The organism is Sphingomonas sp., from assembly GCF_036677245.1.
Lineage (GTDB): Bacteria > Pseudomonadota > Alphaproteobacteria > Sphingomonadales > Sphingomonadaceae > Allosphingosinicella.
Genome location: NZ_JAKFCG010000041.1, coordinates 1 through 26,672 on the forward strand (window position 1 = coordinate 1; position 26,672 = coordinate 26,672).

21 protein-coding genes and 1 tRNA gene are annotated in these 26,672 nt (G+C 67.9%); 11 read left to right on the plus strand and 11 right to left on the minus strand.

Going from position 1 to position 26,672, the window contains the following annotated elements; translation table 11 throughout:
• The 5 genes from V6M48_RS04015 to V6M48_RS04035 form a co-directional block, all read left to right on the plus strand.
• On the plus strand, nucleotides 1–1,000 hold a 1,000-nt coding region (locus V6M48_RS04015; RefSeq protein WP_332811236.1), incomplete at its 5' end, for a threonine aldolase family protein.
• Nucleotides 997–1,977 (plus strand): DMT family transporter, encoded by a 981-nt coding sequence (locus V6M48_RS04020; protein WP_332811237.1) that lies wholly within the window; start codon nucleotides 997–999, stop codon nucleotides 1,975–1,977. The genes V6M48_RS04015 and V6M48_RS04020, both read left to right, overlap by 4 nt.
• Nucleotides 1,974–2,915, plus strand: coding sequence for a DMT family transporter (locus V6M48_RS04025; protein ID WP_332811238.1), 942 nt, complete (start codon nucleotides 1,974–1,976; stop codon nucleotides 2,913–2,915). The genes V6M48_RS04020 and V6M48_RS04025 overlap by 4 nt, the downstream gene beginning before the upstream one ends.
• Nucleotides 2,916–3,015: 100 nt before the next feature.
• Nucleotides 3,016–5,610 carry an aminopeptidase N gene (pepN, locus tag V6M48_RS04030; RefSeq protein ID WP_332811239.1) on the plus strand — a complete coding sequence of 865 codons (2,595 nt, stop codon included), beginning with the start codon at nucleotides 3,016–3,018 and terminating at the stop codon, nucleotides 5,608–5,610.
• 9 nt (nucleotides 5,611–5,619) lie between these two features.
• Nucleotides 5,620–5,871, plus strand: a complete 252-nt coding sequence (locus V6M48_RS04035) for a hypothetical protein (protein WP_332811240.1) — start codon at nucleotides 5,620–5,622, stop codon at nucleotides 5,869–5,871.
• A gap of 95 nt (nucleotides 5,872–5,966) precedes the next feature.
• On the opposite strand, the gene V6M48_RS04040 is transcribed toward V6M48_RS04035, so the two are convergent.
• The 4 genes from V6M48_RS04040 to V6M48_RS04055 are packed head-to-tail and all read right to left on the minus strand — an operon-like array spanning nucleotide 5,967 to nucleotide 9,413.
• Nucleotides 5,967–6,554, minus strand: a complete 588-nt coding sequence (locus V6M48_RS04040) for an ABC-type transport auxiliary lipoprotein family protein (RefSeq protein WP_332811241.1) — start codon at nucleotides 6,552–6,554, stop codon at nucleotides 5,967–5,969.
• A complete protein-coding gene (locus V6M48_RS04045; protein WP_332811242.1) occupies nucleotides 6,551–7,498 on the minus strand; it encodes an MlaD family protein in 948 nt (315 codons plus the stop codon). Before V6M48_RS04045 ends, V6M48_RS04040 begins: the two co-directional genes overlap by 4 nt.
• Nucleotides 7,498–8,307: an ABC transporter ATP-binding protein gene (locus V6M48_RS04050; protein ID WP_332811243.1), complete on the minus strand. Its 810-nt coding sequence runs from the start codon at nucleotides 8,305–8,307 to the stop codon at nucleotides 7,498–7,500. Before V6M48_RS04050 ends, V6M48_RS04045 begins: the two co-directional genes overlap by 1 nt.
• The gene (locus V6M48_RS04055; RefSeq protein ID WP_332811244.1) at nucleotides 8,304–9,413 is read right to left on the minus strand and encodes an ABC transporter permease; all 1,110 of its coding nucleotides are present in this window, start codon (nucleotides 9,411–9,413) and stop codon (nucleotides 8,304–8,306) included. The genes V6M48_RS04050 and V6M48_RS04055 overlap by 4 nt, the downstream gene beginning before the upstream one ends.
• Before the next feature lie 150 nt (nucleotides 9,414–9,563).
• Here V6M48_RS04055 and V6M48_RS04060 point away from each other — a divergent pair, with 150 nt between their 5' ends.
• A complete protein-coding gene (locus V6M48_RS04060; protein ID WP_332811245.1) occupies nucleotides 9,564–10,253 on the plus strand; it encodes an HAD family hydrolase in 690 nt (229 codons plus the stop codon).
• A 35-nt stretch (nucleotides 10,254–10,288) separates the two neighbouring features.
• Here the strand turns inward: V6M48_RS04060 and V6M48_RS04065 are convergent, their stop codons facing one another.
• The 5 genes from V6M48_RS04065 to lgt all read right to left on the minus strand — a co-directional run bounded on the left by V6M48_RS04065 (nucleotide 10,289) and on the right by lgt (nucleotide 14,939).
• Nucleotides 10,289–11,593 (minus strand): cystathionine gamma-synthase family protein, encoded by a 1,305-nt coding sequence (locus V6M48_RS04065; RefSeq protein ID WP_332811246.1) that lies wholly within the window; start codon nucleotides 11,591–11,593, stop codon nucleotides 10,289–10,291.
• Nucleotides 11,594–11,724: 131 nt separating this feature from the next.
• Nucleotides 11,725–12,489 carry a peptidoglycan editing factor PgeF gene (gene pgeF, locus V6M48_RS04070; RefSeq protein ID WP_332811247.1) on the minus strand — a complete coding sequence of 255 codons (765 nt, stop codon included), beginning with the start codon at nucleotides 12,487–12,489 and terminating at the stop codon, nucleotides 11,725–11,727.
• Entirely contained in the window at nucleotides 12,486–13,034 is a 549-nt protein-coding gene (locus V6M48_RS04075; RefSeq protein ID WP_332811248.1) for a GNAT family N-acetyltransferase, read from the minus strand. The genes pgeF and V6M48_RS04075 overlap by 4 nt, the downstream gene beginning before the upstream one ends.
• Nucleotides 13,031–14,095, minus strand: a complete 1,065-nt coding sequence (locus V6M48_RS04080; protein ID WP_332811249.1) for a class I SAM-dependent methyltransferase — start codon at nucleotides 14,093–14,095, stop codon at nucleotides 13,031–13,033. The genes V6M48_RS04075 and V6M48_RS04080 overlap by 4 nt, the downstream gene beginning before the upstream one ends.
• On the minus strand, nucleotides 14,088–14,939 hold the full coding sequence (gene lgt / locus V6M48_RS04085; RefSeq protein WP_332811256.1) for a prolipoprotein diacylglyceryl transferase: 852 nt from the start codon (nucleotides 14,937–14,939) through the stop codon (nucleotides 14,088–14,090). Before lgt ends, V6M48_RS04080 begins: the two co-directional genes overlap by 8 nt.
• Nucleotides 14,940–15,246: 307 nt before the next feature.
• Between lgt and V6M48_RS04090 the strand changes: the two genes are divergently transcribed.
• Genes V6M48_RS04090 through V6M48_RS04105 form a run of 4 tightly spaced genes read left to right on the plus strand, consistent with a single transcriptional unit; the run spans nucleotide 15,247 to nucleotide 19,566 of the window.
• Nucleotides 15,247–17,511, plus strand: a complete 2,265-nt coding sequence (locus tag V6M48_RS04090) for a xanthine dehydrogenase family protein molybdopterin-binding subunit (protein ID WP_332811250.1) — start codon at nucleotides 15,247–15,249, stop codon at nucleotides 17,509–17,511.
• Nucleotides 17,511–18,536, plus strand: a complete 1,026-nt coding sequence (gene hemH / locus V6M48_RS04095) for a ferrochelatase (RefSeq protein ID WP_332811251.1) — start codon at nucleotides 17,511–17,513, stop codon at nucleotides 18,534–18,536. The genes V6M48_RS04090 and hemH overlap by 1 nt, the downstream gene beginning before the upstream one ends.
• Before the next feature lie 28 nt (nucleotides 18,537–18,564).
• Nucleotides 18,565–19,287 carry an acetoacetyl-CoA reductase gene (gene phbB / locus V6M48_RS04100; RefSeq protein ID WP_332811252.1) on the plus strand — a complete coding sequence of 241 codons (723 nt, stop codon included), beginning with the start codon at nucleotides 18,565–18,567 and terminating at the stop codon, nucleotides 19,285–19,287.
• 48 nt (nucleotides 19,288–19,335) lie between these two features.
• Nucleotides 19,336–19,566, plus strand: a complete 231-nt coding sequence (locus tag V6M48_RS04105; protein ID WP_332811253.1) for a ribbon-helix-helix domain-containing protein — start codon at nucleotides 19,336–19,338, stop codon at nucleotides 19,564–19,566.
• Nucleotides 19,567–19,750: 184 nt separating this feature from the next.
• Here the strand turns inward: V6M48_RS04105 and V6M48_RS04110 are convergent, their stop codons facing one another.
• Both V6M48_RS04110 and V6M48_RS04115 read right to left on the minus strand, forming a co-directional pair.
• Entirely contained in the window at nucleotides 19,751–24,463 is a 4,713-nt protein-coding gene (locus tag V6M48_RS04110; RefSeq protein ID WP_332811254.1) for an NAD-glutamate dehydrogenase, read from the minus strand.
• A 263-nt stretch (nucleotides 24,464–24,726) separates the two neighbouring features.
• The gene (locus V6M48_RS04115; protein ID WP_332811255.1) at nucleotides 24,727–26,091 is read right to left on the minus strand and encodes a PAS domain-containing protein; all 1,365 of its coding nucleotides are present in this window, start codon (nucleotides 26,089–26,091) and stop codon (nucleotides 24,727–24,729) included.
• Nucleotides 26,092–26,226: 135 nt separating this feature from the next.
• Here V6M48_RS04115 and V6M48_RS04120 point away from each other — a divergent pair.
• A tRNA-Thr gene (locus tag V6M48_RS04120) sits at nucleotides 26,227–26,302 on the plus strand.
• The last annotated feature ends 370 nt before the right edge of the window (nucleotides 26,303–26,672 follow it).

Below are 26,672 nucleotides of genomic sequence, written 5' to 3' on the forward strand. Positions count from 1 at the left end.
GCGTTTCTTCTCCGACAATGCGGCTGCCGTCTGTCCCGAGGTGATGCACGCTCTCGCCCAAGCCAATCGGGTCGACACCGCTTACGACGGCGATCAGCTCAGCGCCGCGCTGGACGCGGCATTTTCGACATTGTTCGAGACCGAGGTCGCTACGCTTTGGGTCTCTACCGGCACGGCCGCGAACGCGCTCGCGCTCGCGGCCTTGTGCCCGCCGTACGGCAGCATCGTCTGCCACGGCGGCGCGCATATCCAGAACGATGAATGCGGCGCGCCCGAATTCTACACCCATGGGGCGAAGCTTCTGCTCTGCGAAGGGCGCGGCGCGAAGGTGACTCCGGAGACGGTGCAGGACCTGCTCGCGACGGTGCGCGACGACGTCCATCAGGCCCAGCCGGCCGCGCTGTCGATCACCAACGCGACCGAATATGGCCTGGTCTACACGCCCCGCGAGGTGGCGGCGCTCGGGGAATTGTGCCGCGGGCGCGGGCTCGGGCTTCACATGGACGGTGCCCGTTTCGCCAATGCGGTGGCGCGGCTGGGCTGCTCGCCCGCCGATCTCACCTGGCGCGCCGGGGTCGATGCACTGAGCTTCGGCTTCGTCAAGAACGGCGGCATGTCGGCCGAGGCTTTGATCTTCTTCGATCGCAGCCATGCCGCGGTGACCCGCTTCCGCCGCAAGCGCGCCGGCCACCTTCTGTCGAAGGGCCGTTTTCTGGCGGCGCAATTGCTTGCGCTGCTCAACGACGGTGTCTGGCTGCGCAACGCCAAGGCGGCCAATGACGCGGCGGCGCGGATCGCGGCCGCGGCCGGCGAGCGGCTGATCCATCCGGTCGAGGCCAACGAGATCTTTCTGCGGCTAGCGCCCGACGAGGCCCGCACGTTGCGCGCCAAAGGCTTCGACTTCTACGATTGGGGTCCGGGCGAGGCGCGGCTGGTCACGAGCTGGGACCAGGACCAGGCCGATGTGGACGCGTTGGCGGCGGCGATCGGCGCGCTGTGAACCCAGAGCAATCCTATCTTCAGCCGCGGATCCTCGTCCCGTTCGTGGTGATGACCCTGATCTGGGGTTCGACCTGGCTGATCATTACCGGCCAGCTCGGCAGCGTGCCCGCGGTCTGGTCGATCAGCTATCGCTTCGCGATCGGGGCGGCGGCGATGTTCGCTTATGCCGCGCTCACCGGCATGCCGACCGCGATCGGGCGCCAGGGCCATTTGCTCGCAGCGGCGTTTGGGCTCACCCAATTCTGCTTCAACGTCACGCTCGTCTATCTCGCCGAGGAATATATCACCTCGGGCTTGGTCGCGGTCATCTTCGCGCTGCTGATCGTCCCCAACTCGCTGTTCGCCTGGCTGTTCCTCAAGCACGAGGTCTCGCGCCGCTTCATTGTCGGCTCGGTCGTCGCAGTGGCCGGCGTCGCGATGCTCTTCATCCAGGAGATTCGCGCCAGCTCCGGCTCGGCGGCGACGGTCGCGACCGGGATAAGCCTCGCGCTGCTCGGCATGCTGTGCGCGTCGATCGCCAGCATCATCCAGGCTACCAAGGGCGCGCAGGCGCGGCCGATCATGGGCATGATCGCGTGGGGGATGGTCCACGGCGTGATCGCCAACAGCGTGTTCGCCCTGCTGTTCATCGGGCCGCCGGTGTTCGACACCAGCCTGCCCTATGTCTCGAGCCTGCTCTACCTGGGGCTAATGGGATCGGCGCTGGTCTTCCCGCTCTACATCCATGTCATCCGCGCGGCCGGGCCGGGTTTCGCCGGCTATTCGAACGCGCTCTCGCCGTTCCTGGCGATGATGCTGTCGACGATCTTCGAGGATTATCGCTGGTCGCTGCTGGCGGCGCTGGGCGGCCTGTTCGGCCTTGCCGGCCTGTTCATCGCGCTACGCGCCCGCCGGCCGGTACCCGCCGGTCCGGTGGAGGCTGGTGGAATAGACGCCGGCGCGGTCGATGCCGGGCCGGCGAAGGCGGCACCGTGATCGATCGCGACCGGGCATTCGTCCAGCCGCGAGTCCTCATCCCGTTCATTCTCGTCACCTTGATGTGGGGTTCGACGTGGCTGGTGATCACCAGCCAGATCGGGACCGTGCCGGCCAATTGGTCGGTGACCTACCGGTTCATCATCGCCGCGGCGGCGATGTTTGCTTATGCCGCGCTCACCAAGGTGCCGCTGCGGCTCGGGCGGAACGGCCATCTGTTCGCCGCCGCTTATGGCATTCCGTTGTTCTGCCTCAGCTTCAACAGCGTCTATATCGCCGAGCGCTACGTGACGTCGGGGTTGGTGGCGGTGATCTTCGCGCTGCTGATCGTACCCAATTCGTTGCTGGCCTGGCTGTTCCTCAAGCATCGGCTGGGGGGTCGCTTCGTCGTCGGCTCGCTGGTCGCGATCGCCGGGGTCGCATTGCTGTTCGTCCAGGAGCTGCGCGCGAATGCGGCGAACTCGGACGCGATCGGCTTCGGCATCGCGCTGAGCGTGCTGGCGGTGCTGATGGCGTCAGCTTCCAACGTCGTCCAGGCGGCCGAGCGGGTCCGGACGTTGCCGCTGGCCGGCCTGATCGCCTGGGGCATGAGCTACAGCGTGATCCCCAATGCTTTGTTCGCCTATCTGCTGGCCGGGCCGCCCGTGATCGACACCAGCCCCGCCTATCTCGGCGGGCTCTTCTATCTGGCGCTGTTCGCGTCGACCCTCGCTTTTCCGCTCTACTTCGCGGTGATCCGCGCGGCCGGGCCGGGCCGCGCGGCTTATTCGAACCTCCTGATCCCGATCATCGCCATGGCGCTGTCGACAATCTTCGAAGACTATCGCTGGACGCCGCTCGCGATCGCCGGTGGTGTCCTCGGCATGGCGGGGCTGATCATCGTCTTCACCGCCCGGCGCGACGCGACCGCCGAGCGGCCGCTGCCGCTCGCCGACTGAGCTTCTTGCCCCCGGAGCAGGCGCCAGGCGCGACGATCGATGGCAGGCGCGCGACGGCAGGCGTTGCGCGCCGTCCGCGTGGCGCGTAGAGCCCGGGGCCATGGCCGACGCGCAGAACGCCCACGCCGCACCGCCGGCGACGATATTCCGCGAAGACTATCGGCCGCCCGACTGGCTGGTTCCCGAGGTCAGGATCGACTTCGACCTCGCGCCCGACCGGACGATCGTGCGGACCCAGCTCCAGGTCGAGCGCAACGGCGTCCACGATCAGCCGCTGCGGCTCGACGGCGAGGCGCTCGAGCTGCTCGAGCTCACCATCGACGGCCGGCCGGTCGAGCCGCATTACGAGGACGACCAGCTCGTCCTCACCCTGCACGGGTCGCGCGCGCTGGTCGAGACCGTCACCGCGATCGCGCCGGCAGCGAACAGCCAGCTGATGGGTCTCTACGAATCCGGCGGCATCCTGTGCACCCAATGCGAGGCCGAGGGCTTTCGCCGCATCACCTTCTTCCCCGACCGGCCGGACGTGCTCAGCCGTTTTCAGGTGCGGTTGCGGGCGGACGCGGCCCGCTATCCGGTGCTGCTCGCGAACGGCGATCCGGTGGCGAACGGCGTGCTGCCGGGAGGACGCCATTGGGCCGAATGGCACGATCCGTTTCCCAAGCCTTCCTATCTGTTCGCGATCGTCGCAGGGGACCTTGCGCCCAACCGCGACAGCTTCGTCACCCGATCGGGCAAGGAGGTCGAGCTCGCGATCTGGGTGCGCGAGCAGGATCTGGCGCGGACCGATCATGCGATGGCCGCGCTCAAGGCGGCGATGGTATGGGACGAGAAGGTCTATGGCCGCGAATATGACCTCGGCGTCTTCAACATCGTCGCGGTCGCCGACTTCAACTTCGGGGCGATGGAGAACAAGGGTCTCAACATCTTCAACTCGCGCTACGTCCTTGCCGATCCGGACACCGCGACCGATGCCGATTATGACGCGGTCGCCGGCGTGGTCGCGCACGAATATTTCCACAATTGGTCGGGCAACCGCGTCACCTGCCGCGACTGGTTTCAGCTTTCGCTGAAGGAAGGCTTCACCGTCTTTCGCGACCAGCAATTCTCCGCCGATCAGGGTTCGGCCGCAGTCAAGCGGATCGAGGATGTGCGCGCGCTGCGCAGCACGCAGTTCCAGGAAGACGGAGGGCCGCTCGCGCATCCGATCCGGCCGGAAAGCTATATCGAGATCTCGAACTTCTACACGGCGACGGTCTACAACAAGGGCGCCGAAGTCATCCGCATGCTGCACACGATCCTTGGTCCCGAGCGGTTCCGCGCCGGAAGCGACCGCTATTTCGCCCGGCACGACGGCGAGGCGGCGACCTGCGAGGATTTCGTGCGTGCGATGGAGGATGCGACCGGAGCCGATCTGAGCCGCTTCCGCTTGTGGTATTCCCAGGCCGGCACGCCGAAGGTGAAGGCGACCTTGACGCACGAACCGGGCGACGGGCGCGCGCACCTCAGGCTCGAGCAAAATGTGCCGCCGACGCCGGGCCAGCCGGCCAAGGAGCCGATGCCGATCCCGCTCAAGCTGGCGCTGTTCGGCGAGCTCACCGGCACGAAATATGCCGACCATCTGGTGCTGCTCGAGACGCGCGACAAGGAAATCATCTTCGAGGGGATCGGCGAAAGGCCGGTGCTTTCGCTCAATCGCGATTTCTCCGCGCCGGTCATCGTGGATGCCGAGCGCAGCGCCGACGATCTCGCCTTTCTTTCGGCGAACGACGACAACAGCTTCGCGCGCTACGAGGCGATGCAGCAATTGATGCTCGATACCTTGATCACCGCAATTTCGAGCGGCAGCGTCGATCATGCGCCGGTAGTCGAGGCGGTCCGGCAAACCCTCGCCAACGACAGCCTCGATGCCGCCTTCATTGCCGAGGCGGTGCGGCTGCCGAGCGATGCGTTCATCGGCGACCAGCTGCTCGTGGTCGATCCCGAGGCCGTGCATGCGGCGCGCGAGGCGCTGCGCCGCGAACTCGGCGAGGAGCTCGAGGCCCAATGGCGGTCGGCTTATGCAAGCGCATCGACCGCGAACCAGTTCGAATATTCGCCTGCCGGAAAGGGCGCGCGGCGGCTGCGGACGGTGGCCCTGAGCTATATCGAGGCGGCGCAATCGCCCGACTACGCCGAGATCGCAATGCGCCAGTTCGAACAGGCCGACAATATGACCGACCGCCAGGGCGCGCTCGGCGTCCTCGCCAACAGCGACGCCGATGAGCGGCTGATGGCGCTGTCCGCTTTCTACGAGCGCTATCGCCGCGACGGCCTGGTGATCGACAAATGGTTCATGGTCCAGGCGATGTCGACGCGCGACGACACCGTCGAGGCGGTCGAGGCGCTCGCCAGCCATCCCGATTTCTCGCTGGCCAATCCCAACCGGCTGCGCTCGCTCGTCGGCGCGTTCGCCGCCAACCAGCGCGCGTTCCACCACCCCTCCGGGCGCGGCTACCGCCTTGTCGCGGACATGATCCTGGCGGTCGAGCGGAGCAACCCGCAGGCGGCGGCGCGTCTCGTGCCTCCGCTGGGGCGCTGGCGCCGCTTCGATCACCAGCGCGCGGCGCTGATGAAGGCCGAGCTGCAGCGGATCGCATCGACCGAAGGGCTTTCCAAGGACGTGTTCGAGCAAGCGTCCAAGAGCCTCGTCTGAGGCCATGGCGTGCGCGCGACGACAGCAAAATTTGCCTTTGCGTCCGTCGGGCGGAACCAATTAGGGTTGATCGAGGTTAAGATCCTGAAGAGGGGCATCGTGAAGCAAAGAAACGTCCACGAACAGGCTGAAGCGGATATCCTCAAGATCGAGGAGACGCAGGAAGCGCTGCGTGAAAGCATCGAGCAAACCAAGCAGCTTTCCGAACGGGCGGAAATAATAATCCAGCAGAACAGGCGTCCGCCGACGGACCAGCAATAATCCGCGTCGTTTCGCGTCGAACGAGCTTACTGCGATCCTTATCTGCGGCGATTTGCGAACCGGGCGATTATGCGCGGTTCGAGGTCATTCCCGCCTCAGCTCCCGACCCAGCGCGCGACGTCCGCGGCAACCTGATTGGCGGCCTGGTTGAGCGCGGGCGCGGCCGCGGCCGCCGTTGCCGCTCCGACCGGAACTCGGGCCTCGAAGCGATGCGTCTCGATACCGTCGGCGCCGCGCGACAGCGCCGCGTCATAGACGACCACCGCCTCCAGCCGCGCGCCGTCGAGCCCGAAGGTGTGGAGCTGGCCGGTCAGCCGCGTGCCCGGATCGAACGAGAATTGTCGCGGATCGAGCACGACGCGGCCGGTCGTCGAGGCGATGGTTTCCGACAGCAGCCGCCCGAACAGGACCGCCGGCGCTTCCACCCATTGCGCGTCCTTGAGATAGGCGACCGCCGTGTTGCCCGATCGCACCGGCACCCGCAAAGTGCTGATCTCCTGCGTCGCGGTTGGTGGAAGCACGGTGATCGCGCGCGCCGCCGTCCCGGTACGGTTGGTTTGCGCCGGCACGGGCGATGCCGCGGTCAAGGTCATCAGGGTCGGCGGCGGCTTGCTGCCGAAGCTGAGGCAGGCCGAGAGCGCCAGGCTGGCGCCAAGTGCGAGGAGGGGACGCAATGGGTTCATCTGCTGGGCTCATAGTCCGGGAGTTTGGGAGAACCGAGGATCGAGGCGGCGCCTTGCTGATCGATCCGCGTGGTGATCGAGCGGAGCGCGGCCGTGGTGTCGCGCAAATCGCGCACCAGCTGGCCGACCTCGGGAATGGTCTGCTTGGTCAGCGCCTGCACGCCGGGCCGGGCGTCCGCCAGCATCGCATCGAGATTTTTCATGCTCGCCTCGGCAGCCTGGACGGTCTGCCGCAGGTCCCTAATCAGCGGCTGGCCATCCTCGTTGAGCAATCTATCGGTGGTGCCGGCGAGGCGGCTGATCTGCTCGGCTGCCAGGCCGGCCTGGCGGATCGCGATGCGCGCCTCGGCGAGCGCGGCGGCAATCTCGGGCGAGCGGTCGGCAAGCGAATCGCTGATCTGTTCGACATTGTCGAGGATGCCCGCGATCGAGGCCTGGTTGCGGTCCGAGAGCAGCTCCGTCAGTCGTTCCGTCAGGGTCGATACCCGTTCGAGCAATTCAGGCGCGCTGCTCAGCAGCTGGCCGAGCGCACCGGGCTTGGCGGGGATCACCGGCACACCATAAGGCCCGGGCTGGGTGATCGGCGGCGCGCCCTTGACGGCGCCGTCGAGCTGGATCTGCGACACCCCGGTGAAGCCGACGCCCTCGATTGTCGCGGTCGTCCCCTGCAGCACGGGCGTGCTCGAGCGGACCTGGATGCGGACGCGCACGAACTCCGGGCTGTTCGGCTCGAGGTTGATCGATTCAACCTGGCCGACCGGTACCCCCGAGAATGACACCGCCGATCCCTTGGCGAGGCCGTCGACGGCCTGCTTGAAGAAGACGTCATATTCCTTATCGGCGTCGCCCGACGCCTGGCTCAGCCAGATAATGAACGCAAGCACCGCGACGATCAGGGCAAGCACGACACCGCCGACGAAGATGTGGTTCGAGCGGGTTTCCATCAGACCTCACTGCCCTTGGCGTCCGTCGTCGCCGCGGCCGCCCGCCCTCGGGGACCCCGGAAATATTCTTGTATCCATTCGTGGTCCAAAGCCAGCAATTCCTCAATCGTTCCGACCGCGATCACCTTCTTGTCGGCAAGCACCGCGACGCGGTCGCAGATCGCGTAGAGCGTGTCGAGGTCATGGGTGATCAGGAAGACGGTCAGGCCGAGCGCGTTGCGAAGCTCGACGATCAGCTCGTCGAACGCCGCAGCCCCGATCGGATCGAGGCCGGCGGTCGGCTCGTCGAGGAACAACAGCTCCGGATCGATCGCCAGCGCGCGGGCGATGCCGGCGCGCTTGCGCATTCCCCCGGACAGCTCAGACGGAAATTTCGGGCCAGCCTCCGCGCTCAGCCCGCTCATCACGATCTTGTAGCCGGCAATCTCCTCGAGCAGCTTCGGATCGATCGCCGGATAATATTCGCGGACCGGCACCTGGACGTTTTCGGCGACGGTCAGGGTCGAGAAAAGCGCACCGCTCTGGAAGAGGATGCCCCAGCGCTTGCGGACGTCCTTGAGCTCTTCCTCGTCGCGGCCGATGATCTCCTCGCCGAACACCCTCACTTCGCCCGCGTCCGGCTGCTGGAGACCGATGATCGAGCGCATCAGCACCGACTTGCCGGTGCCCGAGCCGCCGACGACGCCGAGGATCTCGCCACGCCGGACGGTCAGATCGAGCTCTTCGTGCACAACCTGCTCGCCGAAGCTGTTGCGCAGCCCCTTGACCTCGATGACCGGCTCCTCGCGCGCTGGCTGGCGATCGCTCATGCCCAGCCGATCGAGGTGAAGAAGACGGCGAAGAAGGCGTCGAGCACGATCACCAGGAAGATTGCCTGGACGACCGCCGCGGTGGTCCGCAGGCCCACCGATTCGGCATTGCCTTCGACCTGCATGCCCTGGAAGCAGCCCGCCATCGCGATGATCAGTCCGAACACCGGCGCCTTGATCAAGGTCTGCCAGAGGTCGGTCATCGGAACGACCTCGCGGATGCGCTGGACGAAGGTCACCGGCGGAATGTCGAGCGAAAGCCAGGTGAAGACGCCCCCGCCAAGCACCGCCATCATCGCCGCGTAGAAGCCGAGCATCGGCATCAGCAGCACGGTCGCGAGCACGCGGGGCAGCACGAGCGCCTCGACCGGCGAGACGCCGATCGTGCGCATCGCATCGACTTCCTCGTTGAGCTTCATCGACCCGATCTGGGCGGCGAAGGCGGAGCCCGAGCGGCCGGCGACCATGATCGCGGTCATCAGCACGCCTAGCTCCTTGATGGCGCTTCGCCCGATCAGGTTGATCGTGAACACCTCGGCGCCGAACTGGCGCAGCTGGACCGCGCCTTGCTGGGCGATGACGATGCCGACCAGGAAGCTCATCAGGCCGATGATCGGCAACGCGTGGACGCCGACGACCTCGAATTGCTGGACGACGGCATTGAAGCGGAAGCGCCGTGGGTGGGTGATCACCGCCCAGGTCGAGATCAACAATGCGCCGAAGAAGCCGAGCATCCCGACCAAATTCCGGCCGGCGAGAATCGTCGCCGTCCCGATCTGGTCGAGCACGCGGTAGAGCGGCGGCGTCCGGTCCGGCCGCATCTTGACCATCTGATCGGCCTTGCCGACTTCCTCGATCAGCGCGAGCTGCTGCTCGCTCGCGCCGGTGACCTCAGCGCCGTGGTCGCGGACCAGGCGGTGGATCAACCAGGCGCCGACGGTGTCCATCGCCGACACGTCGGTGAGATCGATCCTCGCCCCATCGACCCCGATCGGGCCCAGCCGCTGAGGGAGGTCATCGATGCGGCGTAACGTCAGGGCGCCGTGGAAGCGCAGAACGCGCCGGCCCCCCTCATCGCTCAGACTGACATCGGCGGGCGAATTCATGCGGCGGACACTGCTGGATTAAGCTGGCCGGGGCAAGCCGCTTTGCACGCCTTGGCGCCACGCGCGGGGCAGGCGGATCCTATCCGCAAACACGGCTGTTTTTAGAGCAGGGTGGTGGACAAGCCGCGCGCGCTATGCTTGCCGGGAAGCATGAAGAGCGCGCTCGCCATCTACGACATGGATCGGACGATCACGCGGCGTGCCACCTACACGCCATTCCTGATCCACGCCGCGCTGCGGCTCGCGCCGTGGCGCCTGCTGCTGATGCCGCTCGTGCTGCTGGCGATGGCCGCCTATCTGCTCAAGCTGATCGAGCGCGGCAGGCTCAAGGAAATCAATTACCGGCTGCTGATCGGGAACGCCATCGCGCCGGAGCGGCTCGAGCCGGTCATCGAGAGTTTCGCCGACCGCCAGATCGCCCGCAACATCCTGCCCGGCGCGCGCGCCAGCATCGCGTCCGACCGGGCGGCCGGGCGGCGGCTGGTGATGGCAACCGCTTCCTACCGGATCTACGCCGGCGCCATCGCGCAGCGCCTGGGGTTCAAGGACGTCATCGCGACCGAGACGCAACGCGATTCCGCCGGGCGCATCATTGCCCGGATCGAGGGCAGCAATTGCTACGGCGACAGCAAGCTGGCGATGATCGAGGCCTGGCTGGAGCGCGAGGGCCTGGCGCGCGAGGCGGTGCATATCCGCTTCTATTCGGACCATGTCTCCGACGCGCCGGTGCACCGCTGGTCGGACGAGCCGGTCGCCGCCAATGCCCATGACCGCCTGGTTCGCTTGGCGCGCGCCGAGGGCTGGCAGGTGCTGGACTGGAGCGGCAAGCGCGGGAGGTAGCAGCGGCTCGCCGAACTTGGCTGCCAGCCGGCACGCTAAATGGCCGCGAGCGCCTGGTCGAAATCGGCGATCAGATCGCCGGCGTCCTCGACCCCGACCGAGATGCGCACCAGATTGTCGGAGATGCCGAGCGCCGCCTTGCGGGCGTCGGGAACGGACAGATGGGTCATCGCCGCGGGCGCGCTGGCAAGTGTCTCGGTGCCGCCGAGGCTGACCGCGAGCTTGGCGATCTTGAGGGCGTCGAGAAAGGCGAAAGCCTCGCGCTCGCCGCCCTTCAGGTAGAGCGAGAAGGTCGATCCGGCGCCGCTGCAATGGCGGCGGTAGATGTCGGCCTGGCGGTCGTCCTTCAGGAACCCGAGATAGCCGACGGTCTCGACCTTGGGATGATCGCGGAAGAAGGCGCACACCTTTTCCGCATTCTCGCCGGCGCGGGTCATCCTCAGCTCGAGCGTCTCGAGGCTCCGGAGCAGCATCCAGGCCGAATGCGGATCGGTGATCGTGCCGATGGTGTTGCGCATCGCCCGGATCGGGTCGATCAGCGCCTTCGCGCCGACCACGCCGCCGGCGACGAGGTCGCTGTGGCCGCCGGCATATTTGGTCAGCGAATAGATGGTGAGGTCGGCGCCATGCTTGAGCGGCTGCTGCCACAGCGGCCCGAGGAAGGTGTTGTCGATCGCGATCGGCGGACGCGCGCCTTCCTCGAACAAGGCGTCGCGGGCGGCGGCGACCGCCTGGACGTCGACCAGCACGTTGGTCGGATTGGCCGGGCTTTCGAGATAGATCAGAGAGACGCGGCCCTGCTGCTTGGCCTGCTCGATCACCGCGGAGATCTCGTCGGGCTCCGCTCCGGCCGGAAAATCGAGCCAGCGCACGCCGAAACGGCCGAGCACGCGCCCGATCAATGTCTCGGTCGCGGCGTAGAGCGGGCCGGAGTGGACGATCACGTCGCCCGGCTGGACCATCGCCAGCAGCAACGTCGCGATCGCCGACATGCCGCTCGAGAAGCTCAGGGCGTCTTCGGCATCCTCCCAGAGGCTGAGCCGGTCCTCGAGGATCTCCTGGTTGGGGCCGTTGAAGCGTGAATAGACCAGGCCTTCGGCGCCGCCCGGCCGTTTGCCGGTGACCCCTTCGAAGTGGCGCTTGCCCGCCGCCGCATTCTCGAAAACGAAGGTCGAGGTGAGGAAGATCGGCGGCTTCAGCGATCCTTCGGACAGGGCGGGGTCGAAGCCATGGCCCATCATCAGGGTCGAGGGCTTGAGCCGCCGACCGCCGATTTCGAGCACGTCGGGCTTGGGCCTCCGGCGCGGGGTGGTGCCGGTGAGATCGGCCTCGTCCTTCATGGCATCGGCTTTCTGGACACGGGCTTTCTGGGCAGGGGCTTTCTGGGCATGCGCTTCCCCGATCGGAGGATCGCGATCATAGCGGCGATCGTTCCTCTCTTCCAACAAACCACCGCGTGAATGGTGCCGCGCTAGGTAGGAAGCGCAATCAGCGACATCTGGCGGCCGTAATCGCCCTCTCCCTGGTGGGTGGCGCGGCGGTAACTGAAGAACCGCCCCGGATCCGAATAAGTGTCCAGCCCGAGCGCCTCGATCCGGCTCAGTCCCGCTTGTGCCAGGCGGGAGACGACAAAGCCTTCCAGGTCGAACTGGTGGTGGCCCGGGCGGCCAGGGGTGAAGAAGCGCTCGTTCTCCGCGTCCTGCGCGACGAAGCGGCGCAGGAAAGCCTCGTCCACCTCATAGGATTTGCGCGCGATCGTCGGCCCGACGGCAGCGCGGATGCGTGCCCGATCGGCGCCGAGCGCCTCCATCTCGCGCACCGTCGCCTCGATCACGCCGGCCACCGCGCCTTTCCAGCCGGCATGCGCGGCGCCGACCACGCCCGCGGCAGCGTCGGCGAACAGGACCGGCGTGCAATCCGCCGTCAGGATCGCGAGCGCGAGCCCGGGCCGATCGGTCACCAGCGCATCGGCATGGGGGCGGGCATCGTCGGAATAAGGTGCGGTGACCGGGATCGCGGTCGCGCTGTGGACCTGGTGGACGGTCACCAGCCGGGCGTGCGGCGCGACCGCCTCGATCGCCAGCGCACGATTGGCCCGTATCGCGTCGCGATCGTCCTCGGTTCCCCAGCCGGTGTTCAGCCCCGCGCAGACGCCAGTCGACACGCCGCCGCGGCGGCCGAGGAAGGCGTGCGGCACCGGATCGAGCAAAGCCGAGCGTATCGCATCGATCGTCACCGTCGCTCCTCCGGCGCCTCGTTCAAGTCGAGGCGCATGATGTGGTCCTCGTCGGCGTGGTTGCCGACCATGAAGGCATAAGGCGCGACGAAGGTGAAGCCGTGGCGCTCGTAGAAGCGGCGCGCGCGATGATTGTCGACGAACACCGACAGATAAAGCTGCTCCGCGCCGCGCTGCCGGGCCTCCGCGAGCACCCAGTCCATCAGCTCGCGGGCGATGCTCGTGCCTTGCCAGGGCCGGAGCACGTAGAATTGCCTGAGTTCGATCGACGGCGCGCTGACCTCGAACGGAAGCGACGGCGGGCCGAGCTTGGCATAAGCCACCGCCTTGCCGTCCGCTTCGACGATGCGGACCACGAATTCGTCGTCGGCGAGCTGCTCACGCCATCTTTCCTCTTCGTGGCTCACCAGGAAGGCGGCGAGGTCGTCGGGCCGGTAGAGGTGGCCGAACGTCTCGATGAACGTCTTGCGGCCGAGCGCGGCCAGCGCCGGCGCATCCTCGCCTCCCGCGGTGCGGAAGCGGCAGCGCGTGGTATCGGCGGTCATCGGAAACCCTCTGGATCGGGCCAGGAACGAGCGACGAGCGCGAGCACCTTGAACAGGCTCCCCATCTGGTCGGGCGCGGTGAGGCGGAGCCGCGCCTGCGCGATCTCCTGCGCGCGTTCGGGCGCCGCCGCCGCGAGCGACGCGGCGCGCAGCTCGATGCCGAGCGCGCGCAGCCAATCGCCTTGCCCGACCGGGCCGAACGACTTGACCTCGCCGTGCCGCGCCGCCCGCGCCAGCGCTTCGAAATCCACGTGCGCGGTGAGGTCGCGCTCGCCCGGCTCGGCCCAGGGATCGGCATAGCCGTGCGCGTGCACCGCCTGCAGCGTCTCTCCGGGCGATGAAACTTGGTGGCCGTAATCGATGATCAGCGCCGCGCCGCCTTGCGCGGCGATCCGCTCGGCGAGCGCGCCGGCAATCGCCGCCGAGGCGGGCGAGGTCTCGACGATCGCTCCGGGTGGAGAGTCGCGCAGCGTGTCCGGTATCGCCGCGGCCGGCGCGGGCGGCCCGGCGGCCGGAACGAACCTGCCGTCGCGATAATCCACCATGCGCTCGCGCCAGCCTTCGCCCGTCGCGACGAGCTGGCGCACCGGCAGCGCATCGAAAAATTCGTTCGCAACGATCAATAATGTTCCGTTCTCGGGCAGGCCGGCGCAATCGTCATGCCAGCGCGCGGCCGGCAGCAGCGCCGCCTGCGCCGCGCGAAGCACCGGGCTGGTCTCGACCAGCTCGACCGGCGGGCTGAGGCCGGCGGCCTTCATCGCCTTCAGCGCATCCCGCGCCAAGGTGCCGCGGCCGGGGCCGAGCTCGACATAATAGGCATTCGCCGGCCGGCCGGCACGCACCCAGAGATCGGCCAGCCAGAGACCGGCCAGTTCGCCGAACATCTGGCTGATCTCGGGCGCGGTGATGAAATCGCCCGCGGCGCCGAGCGGGTCGCGGGTCGCATAATAATGAGCATTGGCCTCGGCCATATAGCGCCCCACCGGGATCGGGCCGGATCGTGCGATCAGCTGCGCGAGCCTTTGCTCCAGCGCCGGCGCGATGGTGGTGCTCTCAGGCAAGGCTCTCGCTGCCGGCAATCGGCTCGACCCGCTGCCGGCGCCGCTTCGCGGTTGCGAGCAAATAGGCGCCGCCGACGATCATCGGCAGCGACAGCCACTGGCCCATGTGAAGGTGCGTCGCCTGCGCGAACTCCACCAGCTGCGCATCCGGCTCGCGCACGAACTCGACGAGAAAGCGCGAGAGGCCGTAGCCGAGCAGGAAGGTGCCGACGAGCTTGCCCGGCTGGTAGCGCGCGTCGGTCTTCCAGAACATGAACCAGAGCAAGGCGAACAATGCGAGGCCCTCGAGCCCGGCTTCGTAGAGCTGGCTCGGATGGCGCGCCACCTCGCCTCCGCTCGGGAAGACCACCGCCCAGCTGACGTTGGTTGCCTTGCCCCAAAGCTCGCCATTCACGAAATTGGCGAGCCGCCCGAAGAACAGGCCGATCGGCACGCAGCAGGCGACGTAATCGTGGATGCGCAGCCAGTTGAGCTTGTTCTTCCACGAGAGATAGAGGATGCCGAGGCTGACGCCGACCACACCGCCGTGGAACGACATGCCGCCTTCCCACAATTTGAAGACGTCGAGCGGGTTGGCGAGGATGCTCGGCTGGTAGAAGAAGACATAGGCGAGACGGCCGCCGACGATGATCCCCAAGGTCGCATAGAACACCATGTCGTCGGCGTGGCGCCGCGCCATCGGTGCGCCGGGCTGCGCGATCAGCTTGAGCAGATACCACCAGCCAAGGATGATGCCGGCGAGATAGGCGAGCGAATACCAGCGCAGCTTGAAGAAACCGATCTCGAGCGCGACCGGATGAAGGCCGAGATCCTCCCAGCGCACGGCCTGCGTGGCACTTGCCATGGTCAGCAGAAAATCACTCACGGTCCACCCCTTCGGCTCCGCGTCGTCATAGGCACGGGGTGGCGCGAGGGCTAGTGTGTGATGTTTGTGCCTGTGTTCCGCTCACGCGGAACCCTTTTGCTCTGTGTCCCGCTATGCGGGACCCGCACCGGCCCACTCCCCCACCCGGCCTCCCAACAACGTATCATGGATTGGGGGGCCGGGTGGGGGAGTGGGCCGGTGCGGCCTGTCAGGCGGAGCCTGACCTAACAAGGGAGCGGCGCGTAGCCCGCTGGCGCTTGCTGCGGCAGCTGATTATCACGCCGTCATGGACCCCGAGCGCGAGCCCCTCGACATCAGCCGGCGAAACTTGCTGATCGGCGGCGGGGTGGGGGCCGGGCTGCTGATCGCCTGGGCGGCTTGGCCGCGCCGTTACGAACCCAATTTGCGTGCCGCGCCGGGCGAGACGATCTTCAACGCCTATCTCAAGATCGGCACCGACGGCCGCGTCGTCGTCGCGGTTCCGCAGAGCGAGCTGGGGCAGGGGGTCTATACCAGCCTGCCGCAGATCCTCGCCGACGAGCTCGGCGCCGATTGGCGGACGGTGTCGGTCGAGCCGGCGCCGATCAGCCCGATCTACGCCAATCACTTGCTCATCGAGGACATCGCCGGAAATGCGGTGCCCTCCGCGCTGCGCGGGATCGGCGGCTGGGCGGTGCGCGAATATGCAACCCGTTCGGGGCTGATGCTGACTGCGGGCTCGACCTCGATCCGCGCGTTCGAGGCGGCGATGCGCGAGGCCGGCGCGGCGGGACGCGCGTTGCTCAGCAAGGCGGCGGCGGACCGCTGGGACACGGATTGGGAGAGCCTCGACACGCGCGCCGGCTTCGTCGTGCGCGGCAAGGACAGGATCAGCTTTGGCGAACTCGCCGAAGCCGCCGCCGCCCAGGAGCTTCCCAAGCATCTGCCGGTGCGTGGCGGCAACGAGCATCGCCTCGCCGGCCAGCCGCTGCCGCGCCTCGACCTCCCATCGAAGGTCGACGGCTCCGCCCAATATGCCTGCGACATACGCCTGCCGAACATGGTCTACGGCTCGGTGCGGCAGGGGCCGGCCGGTGATGCCAGGCTGGTCCGCGTCGACCGCACCGCAGCGGGCAAGGTGCCGGGCGTGGTCGCGCTGATCGAGCGGCCGGGCTGGGTCGGTGCGGTCGCCACCAATTGGTGGGCGGCCAATCGCGCCGTAGAAAGGATGGCGCCGCGCTTCGAAACCGATGGGCCCCTGATCGGCAGCGGCGACATGGATGCCGCGCTGGCGCAGGCGCTCGGCAGCGACGAAGGCAGCCGGCTGTTCAGCCGCGGCGACGCCGATGGCGTGATCGACGGTGCCGCGCAGGGCGGCGGCAAGGTGTTCCGCACGCACTATCAGGTCGGGCTCGCGCCGAGCGCGCCGCTGGAGACCTTGGCTGCGACCGTGCGGATCACCGGCGACAGGGTCGAAGTCTGGGCGCCGACGCAGGCGCCGGGCTTCGCGCGCGCGGCGGCAGCGCGGGCGGCGGGGGTGAGCGAGGCGCAGGTCACGCTCTACCGGACGCTGATCGGCGGCGGCTACGGCCGCAAGCTCGAGACGCAGGCGATCGAGCAGGCGGTGATCATGGCGCTACAGGTCAAGCGTCCGGTCCAGCTGGTCTGGTCGCGTATCGAGGAGACGATGCACGACGGCTTCCGCCCGCCTGCCCGCGCGCAGCTGACGGCGAGCCTGACCCAGACCAATATCATCACCGGCTGGCGTGCCCGCATCGCGGCGCCCTCGACCGTGTCTGAAGTGAGCGGGCGGCTGCACGGCGGAAAGCCAGGGCCTCAGGACGAGAGCGAGGAGGCGGCGGTCGCCGGCGCGGTCCCGCCCTATTCGATCGGCGCGGTCGCGGTCGATCATCTCCCGGCTGCGATCGGCGTGCGGACCGGCATCTGGCGCTCGGGCGCGAACAGCTACACTGCATTCTTCACCGAATGCTTCGTCGACGAGCTTGCGCGCCAGGCGAAAATCGAGCCGCTGTCGTTCCGGATGCAGATGCTGGGCGACAATCCGCGGCTGGCGCGCGTGCTTTCCACCGCCGCAGCGCTCGGCGGCTGGGACGGGGGCGGACCGGGAAGCACAATGGGCCTCGCCGCGCACAGCGCATTCGGCTCGCACGCCGCGACGATCGTCGAGGTGGAGATCGGCGATCAGAACGGGCGCGGGCAGCAAGTGCGCGTCAAGCAGGCGATCTGCGCGGTCGATTGCGGGCGGATCGTCAATCCGGAGATCGTCCGCCAGCAGGTCGAGGGCGGGCTGATGTTCGGCATTGCCGCCGCGACCGGCAGCCGCATCGCGGTCGAGCGCGGGCTGGTGACCGCGCATGGCTTCGGGCAGCTTGGGCTGCCGACATTGGCAAGCTCGCCGGAGATCATCGTCGAGCTGATCGAAAGCGAGGAGAATCCTGGCGGAGTCACCGAGCTGTCGGTTCCCACCGCGGCACCGGCGATCGCCAACGCCTTGTTCGCCCTCACCGGCCGAAGGCTCCGCTCGCTGCCTCTCCAAATCGGAAGCAGGTGATGACCATCGGTCCTGCCACAAGCCCGCCTGAGATTGGGGATGCGATCGGCGCGGAAAAGATCGGCGTGCTGCTGATCAACCTCGGCACGCCGAACGCGCCCGAGCCTGGCGCGGTCCGCCTCTACCTGCGCGAGTTCCTCTCCGACCCGCGGGTCGTCGAGATACCGCAGCTCGTCTGGCAGCCGATCCTGCGCGGGATCATCCTCAACACGCGGCCCAGGAAGTCCGCGCGGGCCTATAAGGAGGTGTGGACGGCGGATGGCTCGCCGCTCGCCGCGATCACCGCCCGCCAGGCCAAGGCGCTGGCCGGCGCGTTCGGCGCCGATGTGCTGGTCGACCATGCGATGCGCTATGGCAAGCCGGCGATCGCCGCCACGATCGACTCTCTCAAGGCCCGGGGCTGCACCCGGATCCTGCTCGCGCCGCTCTATCCGCAATATTGCGCGGCGACGACCGCGACCGCCAACGATGCCGCCTTCGCACACCTGCGGCACTTGCGCTGGCAGCCCGCGGTGCGGACCTTGCCGCCCTATTTCGACGATCCGGCCTATATCGAGGCGCTCGCCGCGAGCATCGAGCAGGGCCTCGCCGGGCTTGGCTTCGAGCCGCAGGCGCTCGTCGCCAGCTTCCACGGCATGCCGCAGCGCACGCTCGAGCTCGGCGATCCTTATTACCACCATTGCATGAAGACGGCGCAGCTGCTCGAGGCGGCGCTCGGCCGCGAGCTGGTGACCGCCTTCCAGTCGCGCTTCGGCCGCGCGCGCTGGCTCGAGCCGGCGACCGACGCGACGCTCGCGAGGCTCGCACGGAGCGGCGTCGGCAAGGTCGTGGTGTTCGCTCCGGGCTTTTCGGCGGACTGCCTCGAGACGCTCGAGGAGATGGCGATACGCGGGCGCGACACCTTCCTCGAAGCGGGCGGGAGCGACTTCGCCTATCTTCCCTGCCTCAACGACAGCGCGATCGGGCTTCAGATGCTGCGCACCCTGGTGGCGCGCGAACTTGCGGGCTGGCTTGCCGAGCCATAAAGGGGCTTCGACCAAGTAGGAGAGAGCAATGGCACGCGTCGCAGTCGTCACTGGTGGAACCCGCGGCATCGGCGAGGCGATCAGCCTGGCGTTGCGCGACGAGGGCATGACAGTCGCCGCCAATTATGCGGGCAACGAGGAAAAGGCGCGCGCCTTCACCGATCGCAGCGGCATCAAATCCTACCGCTGGGACGTGTCGGACTTCGATGCCTGCCTCGCTTCGGTCAAGCAGATCGAGGAGGAGCTCGGGCCGATCGATGTGCTCGTCAACAACGCCGGCATCACCCGCGACACGACGATGAAGCGGATGAGCCGGCAGATGTGGGACGAGGTGATCGACGTCAACCTCGGCGGCTGCTTCAACATGGCCAAGGCGGTGTTCGACGGCATGCAGGCGCGCAAATATGGCCGGATCGTCAACATCGGTTCGATCAACGGGCAGGCGGGCCAATATGGCCAGGTCAATTACGCCGCCGCCAAATCGGGGATCCACGGCTTCACCAAGGCGCTCGCGCAGGAAGGCGCGCGCGCCGGCGTTACGGTCAACGCGATCGCCCCTGGCTATATCGACACCGAGATGGTCGCAGCGGTCCCCGAGGACGTGCTGCAGAAGATCGTCGCGCGGATCCCGGTGGGGCGGCTCGGCCAGGCCGAGGAGATCGCGCGCGGCGTGGTCTTCCTGTGCGGGGAGAATGCCGGCTTCATCACCGGCTCGACGCTGTCGATCAACGGCGGCCAGCATATGTATTGATGGTCCTCGTCGCCCGAGGCGGCGGGAATGATGGAGACCGGGCGCGGCATGAGGCTTGAAGGTCCGACCAAGCGCTCGATGATGATCGCCGGGCACGCGACCTCGATCAGCCTTGAGCCGATCTTCTGGGACGCGCTGCGCGAGGCCGCCGAGGAAGACGGCCTGCCGGTCAACGCGCTGGTGGCGCGGATCGATGCCGAACGCGTCGAACGGCCCGATCCCCCCAATCTCGCAAGCGCGATCCGGGTGTGGCTGTTCGAACGGCGGCGTGGCGCTTGATTGAGTGAGCCATTGCTTCCCCTACCGCTTGCGGGAGGGGATGCAGCCGCTGGTTCGTCCCCCGGACGAACCAGGACGCGGCTGCATGGGGTGGGCGATCGTTGAAGCTGAGTTGATGCAGCCGAACCGAACTCGCTTCGCTCGGCCCACCCCTGACCCCTCCCGCGAGCGGGAGGGGGATTGTTCAGGCGTCTGAGCGCCGCGCCAGCAGCACTCTTGCCTGGTTCGCGGCTTCGGCGATCATTGGAAGTGTTGTAACCGATGTGGTTCGCATTCGCTCGATCATGCGGAGGAATTGCTCGACACGAGGTGCCTGTAGCTCAACCCATCTGGTGACTTCTTTTTCCGGATCGGCGCCGCCGCTGCGGTCCAGGAACTGGAGCCGGAGCTGCTCGAAATCGCGCGCCAGGCTGGCGGCGAGCAGACTCTCCCAGGGGTCGCGCGCCTGAAAGCGGTTGGCGGCGCTCTGCGCCCAATCGAGCCCGAGCGCCTCGCCCAACCTTGTATAGGCGCGCGTCAGCGCGACCTCGTCGGTGCCGCGCCGGCGGCCGAGCGCGGCGATGCCGATCGCGCCGTTCAATTTGAACAGGCGGACGATCCGATCGACGATGCCGGGCGGCGCGCCGCGGGCGAGGAGCTCGGCGGCGATCGCGTCGGTCTGCGCGCGCGGCTCGGTGCGCAGCAGCTCGTCGAGCGTCGCATCCAGTTTCGCGATGCCGGGCTGCAGCAGCGCGACGATCTCGCCCGGCGGCATCGACGGCGCGGTCGAGCGGACGATGTCGGCGATGTGCAGGCGCAGCCCGGCGCCGGCACGATCGAACAGTTCGAGGCGGACCGCCTCCGGCCCCTGATACGCTTCGATGTCGCGCCACAAGGGCGCCATGTCAAACAAGCGCTCGGCCGCGACGAAGCCGGCCGCGGCCTGTGCCCACGACGCGCCTTCCTCTTCGGTGAGCGCGAACGGCGCCAGCAGCCCAAGGCGATTGACGAAGCGGTTGGCGATGGTCGTCGCGACGATCTCGCGGCGCAGCCGGTGGTTCAGGATCGCCTGCTCGTGGCGCTCGCGCATCGCTTCGGGAAAGATCGCGAACAGGTCGGGCGTGAGGCTGGGATCATCGGCGAGCGGGCTGGCCTCGATCGCATCCTGCAGCGCCAGCTTCGAGGTCGAGAGGAGCACCGCAAGCTCGGGCCGGGTGAGGCCCTGATTCTCCTTTGCACGCCGCAGCAGATCGTCGTTGCTGTCGAGCCCTTCGACCGCGCGGTTGAGCCGGCCGCTCTCCTCGAGGACCTCGATCGCGCGCGCCAGCGGCGGCAGGGCCGCGGCCCCGCCGCGCTCGGCGATCGACAGCGCCAATGTCTGCAACCGATTGTCCTCGAGCACGATCGCGGCGACATCCTCGGTCATCTCGGCAAGCAGCGCGTTGCGTGCTTCGAACGTCAGGGCGCCAGCGGCCATTTCGGCGTTGAGCGCGATCTTGATGTTGACCTCCTTGTCGGAGCAGTCGACCCCAGCCGAATTGTCGATGAAATCGGTGTTGATCCGGCCGCCGCCGAGCGCGAACTCGATCCGCCCGGCCTGGGTCACCGCGAGATTGGCGCCCTCGCCGATCACCCTCGCGCGCATCGCCGCCGCGTCGACTCTCACCAGATCGTTGCCGGGATCGCCGACCTCGACGTCATTCTCCTGCTCCGCCTTGACGTAGGTGCCAATGCCCCCGAACCAGAACAGGTCGACCGGCGCCTCGAGGATCGCCGTAATCAGAGTGGAGGGATCGGTCTCGGCGAGGTCGATGCCGAGCGCCTGCTGCATCTCGGGGGTGAGCGGGATCGACTTCTGGGTGCGCGGGAAGATCCCGCCGCCGCTGGAGAGCTTGGTGCGATCATAGTCGTCCCAGCTCGATCGCGGCAGGCGGAACAGGCGCTGGCGTTCCTCCCAGCTCGCGCCCGGATCGGGATCGGGGTCGATGAAGATGTGGCGATGGTCGAACGCGGCGACGAGCTTGATCGCCTTCGAAAGCAGCATGCCGTTGCCGAACACGTCGCCCGACATGTCGCCGCAGCCGGCGACACGTACCGGCTCGGTCTGAACATCGATGCCGAGCTCGGCGAAATGACGTCGCACCGAAATCCACGCGCCACGCGCGGTGATCGCCATCGCCTTGTGATCATAGCCATGGCTGCCGCCGCTGGCGAACGCGTCGCCGAGCCAGAAATCATGCTCGAGCGCGATCGCATTGGCGCGATCGGAATAGCTCGCCGTCCCCTTGTCGGCCGCGACCACGAAATAGGGGTCCTCGCCGTCCCGGACCGTGATGCCCTCGGGATGAACGACGGCGCCGCCGACGATGTTGTCGGTCAGCGACAGCAACGCGCGAATGAAGATCGCATAGCTTTCAGCGCCCTCGCCCAGCCAGGCGTCGCGCTGCGCCGGCGGCGGAAGCTGCTTGGGATAGAAGCCGCCCTTGGCGCCGGTCGGGACGATCACCGCATTCTTGACGATCTGTGCCTTCATCAGGCCGAGCACCTCGGTGCGGAAATCGTCGCGCCGGTCCGACCAGCGGATCCCGCCGCGCGCGACCGGACCGGCGCGCAGGTGAACCCCCTCGACGCGCGGCGAATAGACCCAGATCTCGCGCCACGGCAGCGGTGCGGGAAGGCCGGGGATGAGGCTCGAATCGAGCTTGAACGCGAGCGCTTCGCCCCCGGCGGTGGAAAACGCGTTGGTGCGCAAGGTCGCGAGCACGATGCAGCGCAGCAGGCGCAGCAGCCGGTCTTCGTCGATCGCCGCGACGCCGGCGAGAGCCTCGGCGATCATCGTCTCGGCGGCGGTCGCCTCGGGGTCGCCGCGCCGGTCGCCCTCCTGCAACGCGGGATCGTGGCGGGCGCGGAAGAGCGCGATCAGGCCGCGCGCCACGGCGGGCGCCTTGCGCAGGGCCTCGACCGCGGTGGCGATGCCGTAGGAGAGGCCGGTCTGGCGCAAATAGCGGAACCAGGCGCGCAGCAGCACGATGTCCGCGGGCTCCAGCGCCGCCGCGACCAGCAGCTGGTTGAACGGATCATTTTCAGCGCGATGCTCGAGCACCGCGGCGATCGCGGCTTCGATGGTCTCGGCGCGGCCGAGCAGCGCCTCGCAATCCTGCGCGCTCTCGAGCAGGAATTCGTGGATCGTGCCAACCACGTCGGTACCGGTTGTGCCCGCCGCGGCGGAAGCGGCGCCGATCGGCGTCGGCTGCTCCTCGAGCACCCGGAACCCGAAATTCTCGAACACCGGAACGGCTTCCGACAGAGCGATGGTGCCGCCCCGGCGATAGGTGACCAGGCGCAGCCGCCCGGGCTCGTCGCCGGCGCGGCGGAACAGCCGGACGCCGCGCGCCTCGCTGTCCTGGAGCGCGGCGATGCGCAGCACGTCCTGCGCGGCTTCGGCGGCGTCGGTGCGGGCGCGGTAGCTTTCCGGGAATTGCCTGACCAGGGTCAGCGCCAGCCGCGTCGCGCGTGCTGCCCCGACGAGCGGCGCGAGCGCCTGCTCGACGCTCGGCTCCCAGCCGCGCACCATCTCGTGGAGCTTGGCATCGAGCGCCGCGCCGTCGGGAAGGGCGGTGCCCGGCGCGACGTCGATCGTGTAGCGGACGAGCGACAGGTCGCCGTCGCCAAGCTCGATCGACCAGTTCGAGATCGTCCCGGCCGCGGCCTGCTCGAGCATGTCGCCGATCGCGAGCCGCCGCCCATAGGTCAATTCGTCGCGCGGCAGCCAGACGAAGGCGAACAAATGCCCCTTGAGGATGCTTTGCAGCAGCACCAGGGTCGGGCGCGGCCGGTCCGCAAGCGACATGGCGGTGACGACGAGCTGCTTGACCGCGTCGCGCTCGAGACTGACGAGCAGGTCGCGCGGCAGCGCCGCGATCGAATGGCGCAGCGCCTTGCCGGCATGGCCGCGCGGATCGAAGCCGAGCTCCTGCTCGAGCTCCGCGAGCCGGCGGCGCAGCACCGGCACGTCATCGGCGGGCGCGCGCAGCGCCTGGCTGGTCCACAGGCCGGCGTGCATCCCGAGCGCGCTCACCCGTCCATCCTCACCGCGGATCGGGAGCACGACCAGGTCGAAGGGCACGCGGCGGTGCACGGTCGAGCGGCGGTCGGCCTTGGCGATCAGCGGAGCACGCCCGCCCTGCTCGAAGTAGGCGATCGCGGCGGCGGTGCTGTCTTCGTCCCACAACGGCGTTCCCGGACGGCGCAGCAGGCCCAATCCCCCGTCGCTGTCGGGACCGTCGGCTTCGTGCGGCAATTCGCCAGCGCCGCCGGGCGCGGACACGGGCGGGACGGCCTGATAACCGAGCAACGTCATCGCCCCGTCGGCGAACCAGTGCAGCAGCGCCGCGCGCTCCTCGTCCTTGAGCTGGTCGGCATCGTCGTGCAGCCGTGCCTGGAGATTCGCCCAATCGCCGACCGCCGCGCGGACGTCGGCGAGCGCCGCCTCGATCTCGGCGACGAGCAGCTGGCGCGTGCTCGCGGCGGCACGGTCGATCTCCAGATACATCCAGGATTCGCGGTGCGGCAGAGAGTCGCACGACGGGTCGAGCGAGCGCAGTGCGCCCCGCCCGTCGCGCTCTACGCAGACGATCGGGTGGAGCAGGCGATGGGTGATCAAATTGCGTGCGGTGATCGCGGCCGTCACCGAATCGACCAGGAACGGCATGTCGTCGTTGATCACCGCGAGCCGCATGCGCCGCCGGCCGATCCGGCCGCCCACCGATTCGAGCCGCACCACCGGCTCGCCGGGCAGGCGATGCTCGGCTGCAGCGGCGACGAAGCGCGCAGCCTCGGCGGCCTCGGCTTCGTCGAAGCCGGCGATCTCGCCCGGCAACGCGCCGCCGACGAGGATGTCGCGAATCTCGCTCAGCAAGGGGCGGGGCTCAGCAAGGGTAAGCTCTCGGCCGGCGTGCCGTCAGCGGCGGGGTCCGCTTCGCTGCTTTCGCCGTCCATATCACCGCTCCCGGACGCCGGCGGCGGGAAGCGCCGTCGATCTTCTCTCCGGCCATATGGCCTGCCGCAGGCGTTGCAACAAGGCGCCGCAGGCGTTGCAACAAGGCGCCGCAGGCGCTGCAACAAGGCGCCGCAGGCGCTGCAACAAGCGGAAGCGCCCGGCTTCCGGCGAACCGTCGGCGGTTAGGCGGCTGGAAGACTTTTGCGGATCGCGCGGTCGAGCAAGGCGCCGTCCGCGGCGACGGGTGCGACGATCGCCAACCTGCCGTCACCCTCGCGGCGCGCGACGAGCAGGACGAACTCGCCGTCGTCGATGCCGCGGGCGGCAAGCTCGACATAGGCGAGCGCATCGGCATCGCGCAGCAGCGCCCGGGCATCGTCCGAGGAAGCCGCTGCGGGGGCCGGGCGGCGTGCCTGGCGCTCGGCCTGGACGACGGCTTTGAGGCCGCCGTCGAAACCCTCGAGGAAGTCGGCCATGCCGCCGTGCGGAAGCGCGATGCGCATCGCATAGGACAGAGCGGCGGCGAATTCGGTGATCCGGCTCTTGTCGTAATCGGCGCCGAAGACGAGCTTGACGATCGGCGTCATCGGCGCGCGATCCTGCGCCTTGAGGCCTGCATCTTCGAGCAGCTCGGCATAATCCTCGGCCGCGTCGCGCGTTGCGAGCGCGAAATCATACGCCTCGCCGAGCGCGCGATAGAGCGCGGCGCGGCTGCGGCCGTCGGCCTTCTTGACCGCGTCGGCGCATTCCCGCGCGAGCGACAGCCGGTCGCCGAGGCCGGCATCGGGATCGAGCACCAGCGCGAGCAGATCCGGCTGGTCGCCGTGATCCTCTGCTTCATCGTAGCGCACGCCGAGCTCGAGGCTGGTGTCGGGCGGGAGGTAGACGGGGGTCTGGATCGGCGCGCCCTGCTCGATCGGCACCGCGTTCGGGCCGTCGGCCCAGACCGGGCTGGCGTCGACGGCGGGCGAGCGAGCGATCGCCTGCTCGACCTGGCGGCCGAGCTGCGCGACCGTGCCGCTGTCGGCGAGCTCCTTCCAATTGATCACGCCGTAGATGAAATCGATCGTGTCGCCGTCGGACGAGAAGGGCATCAGTATGCCGCGATACATGACGTTGAGGCCGACGGCGTTGACGAATTCGGCCTCGAAGCCGATCGGCGCGCAATTGGCGATGATCTGGAGATAATGGTCGGTCAGGCGCGACAGCAACGAGCGGCTCGGCACGTCGCTGATCGTGCGGATGCCGTCGGGAAGCTCGCATTGCTGGCGAAGCGCGCGGCCGAGATAGGCGATCACCGGATTGTCGCTGCTCGCGGTGAAATCGAGCAGGACGCTGTTGGGGCCGAAATCGTCGATATTCTGCGGCTCGAGATCCTCGATCGACGGATAGGCGCGGCCGCCGAGCAGCGACACCCAATAATTATAGGCGCGCACGTGCATGCGGCGCTCGTCGAAACCGATTTCGGGTGGCCGATCCATCACCGGCTCTTCCTCCGGACCGAGGCCGACGTCGGCCTCTTCGCCGAAAGCCCTGAGATTATCCATTCTTCGCTGTCCTTGCAGCATCGCGATCAGCGCGGACCCTGCACCGGACGTGGTTGAGAAAGCGTTAAGTTTCGGGCGCCGTGCGGCGCTTGTCTTTGCCCGGCCCCGCTGATAATGCGCGCCCCTTCCGGGAACGCCGCTTTAGCTCAGATGGTAGAGCACATCATTCGTAATGATGGGGTCGTGGGTTCGAGTCCCTCAAGCGGCACCACCCGGAAACCGCCATTTTTGCGATTTGGCGCGGCTGTGAATAACTTTCTGTTCCGTCCGAGCAATCACATAGCAAGCACCGAAATTGATTTCGTGGCCCCTGTAGGCGCGGGGGGTAGAGGCCTGCCCAGTGACAATAGGGACGATAGGGCCAGTAGGTCCGGCGCCGCTCAAGCAACGGCCATAAGCTGCGATGGAAATGGCGCGGCAAGCGAACATGCGTCATCCGTCTCCCCATCTAGCCAGCGGTCATAATCCTCTGGGTGCAGGATCACCGGCATCGCTTTGGGGGTGGATTGGCTCGACAAGCGGATTTGCCTCGCAGGTGAGGAACGTATACGCCTTGCCAGCCTCAGTCCGCCGCCACACGC

What these genes read in the sequence shown, in the direction of transcription:
- pepN (WP_332811239.1), top strand. Translation starts at nt 3,016, where the DNA reads ATGGCCGACGCGCAGAACGCCCACGCCGCACCGCCGGCGACGATATTC.
- V6M48_RS04040 (WP_332811241.1), bottom strand. Translation starts at nt 6,554, where the DNA reads ATGAACCCATTGCGTCCCCTCCTCGCACTTGGCGCCAGCCTGGCGCTC.
- V6M48_RS04045 (WP_332811242.1), bottom strand. Translation starts at nt 7,498, where the DNA reads ATGGAAACCCGCTCGAACCACATCTTCGTCGGCGGTGTCGTGCTTGCC.
- V6M48_RS04050 (WP_332811243.1), bottom strand. Translation starts at nt 8,307, where the DNA reads ATGAGCGATCGCCAGCCAGCGCGCGAGGAGCCGGTCATCGAGGTCAAG.
- V6M48_RS04055 (WP_332811244.1), bottom strand. Translation starts at nt 9,413, where the DNA reads ATGAATTCGCCCGCCGATGTCAGTCTGAGCGATGAGGGGGGCCGGCGC.
- V6M48_RS04060 (WP_332811245.1), top strand. Translation starts at nt 9,564, where the DNA reads ATGAAGAGCGCGCTCGCCATCTACGACATGGATCGGACGATCACGCGG.
- V6M48_RS04065 (WP_332811246.1), bottom strand. Translation starts at nt 11,593, where the DNA reads ATGAAGGACGAGGCCGATCTCACCGGCACCACCCCGCGCCGGAGGCCC.
- V6M48_RS04075 (WP_332811248.1), bottom strand. Translation starts at nt 13,034, where the DNA reads ATGACCGCCGATACCACGCGCTGCCGCTTCCGCACCGCGGGAGGCGAG.
- lgt (WP_332811256.1), bottom strand. Translation starts at nt 14,939, where the DNA reads ATGGCAAGTGCCACGCAGGCCGTGCGCTGGGAGGATCTCGGCCTTCAT.
- V6M48_RS04090 (WP_332811250.1), top strand. Translation starts at nt 15,247, where the DNA reads ATGGACCCCGAGCGCGAGCCCCTCGACATCAGCCGGCGAAACTTGCTG.
- hemH (WP_332811251.1), top strand. Translation starts at nt 17,511, where the DNA reads ATGACCATCGGTCCTGCCACAAGCCCGCCTGAGATTGGGGATGCGATC.
- phbB (WP_332811252.1), top strand. Translation starts at nt 18,565, where the DNA reads ATGGCACGCGTCGCAGTCGTCACTGGTGGAACCCGCGGCATCGGCGAG.
- V6M48_RS04105 (WP_332811253.1), top strand. Translation starts at nt 19,336, where the DNA reads ATGAGGCTTGAAGGTCCGACCAAGCGCTCGATGATGATCGCCGGGCAC.
- V6M48_RS04115 (WP_332811255.1), bottom strand. Translation starts at nt 26,091, where the DNA reads ATGGATAATCTCAGGGCTTTCGGCGAAGAGGCCGACGTCGGCCTCGGT.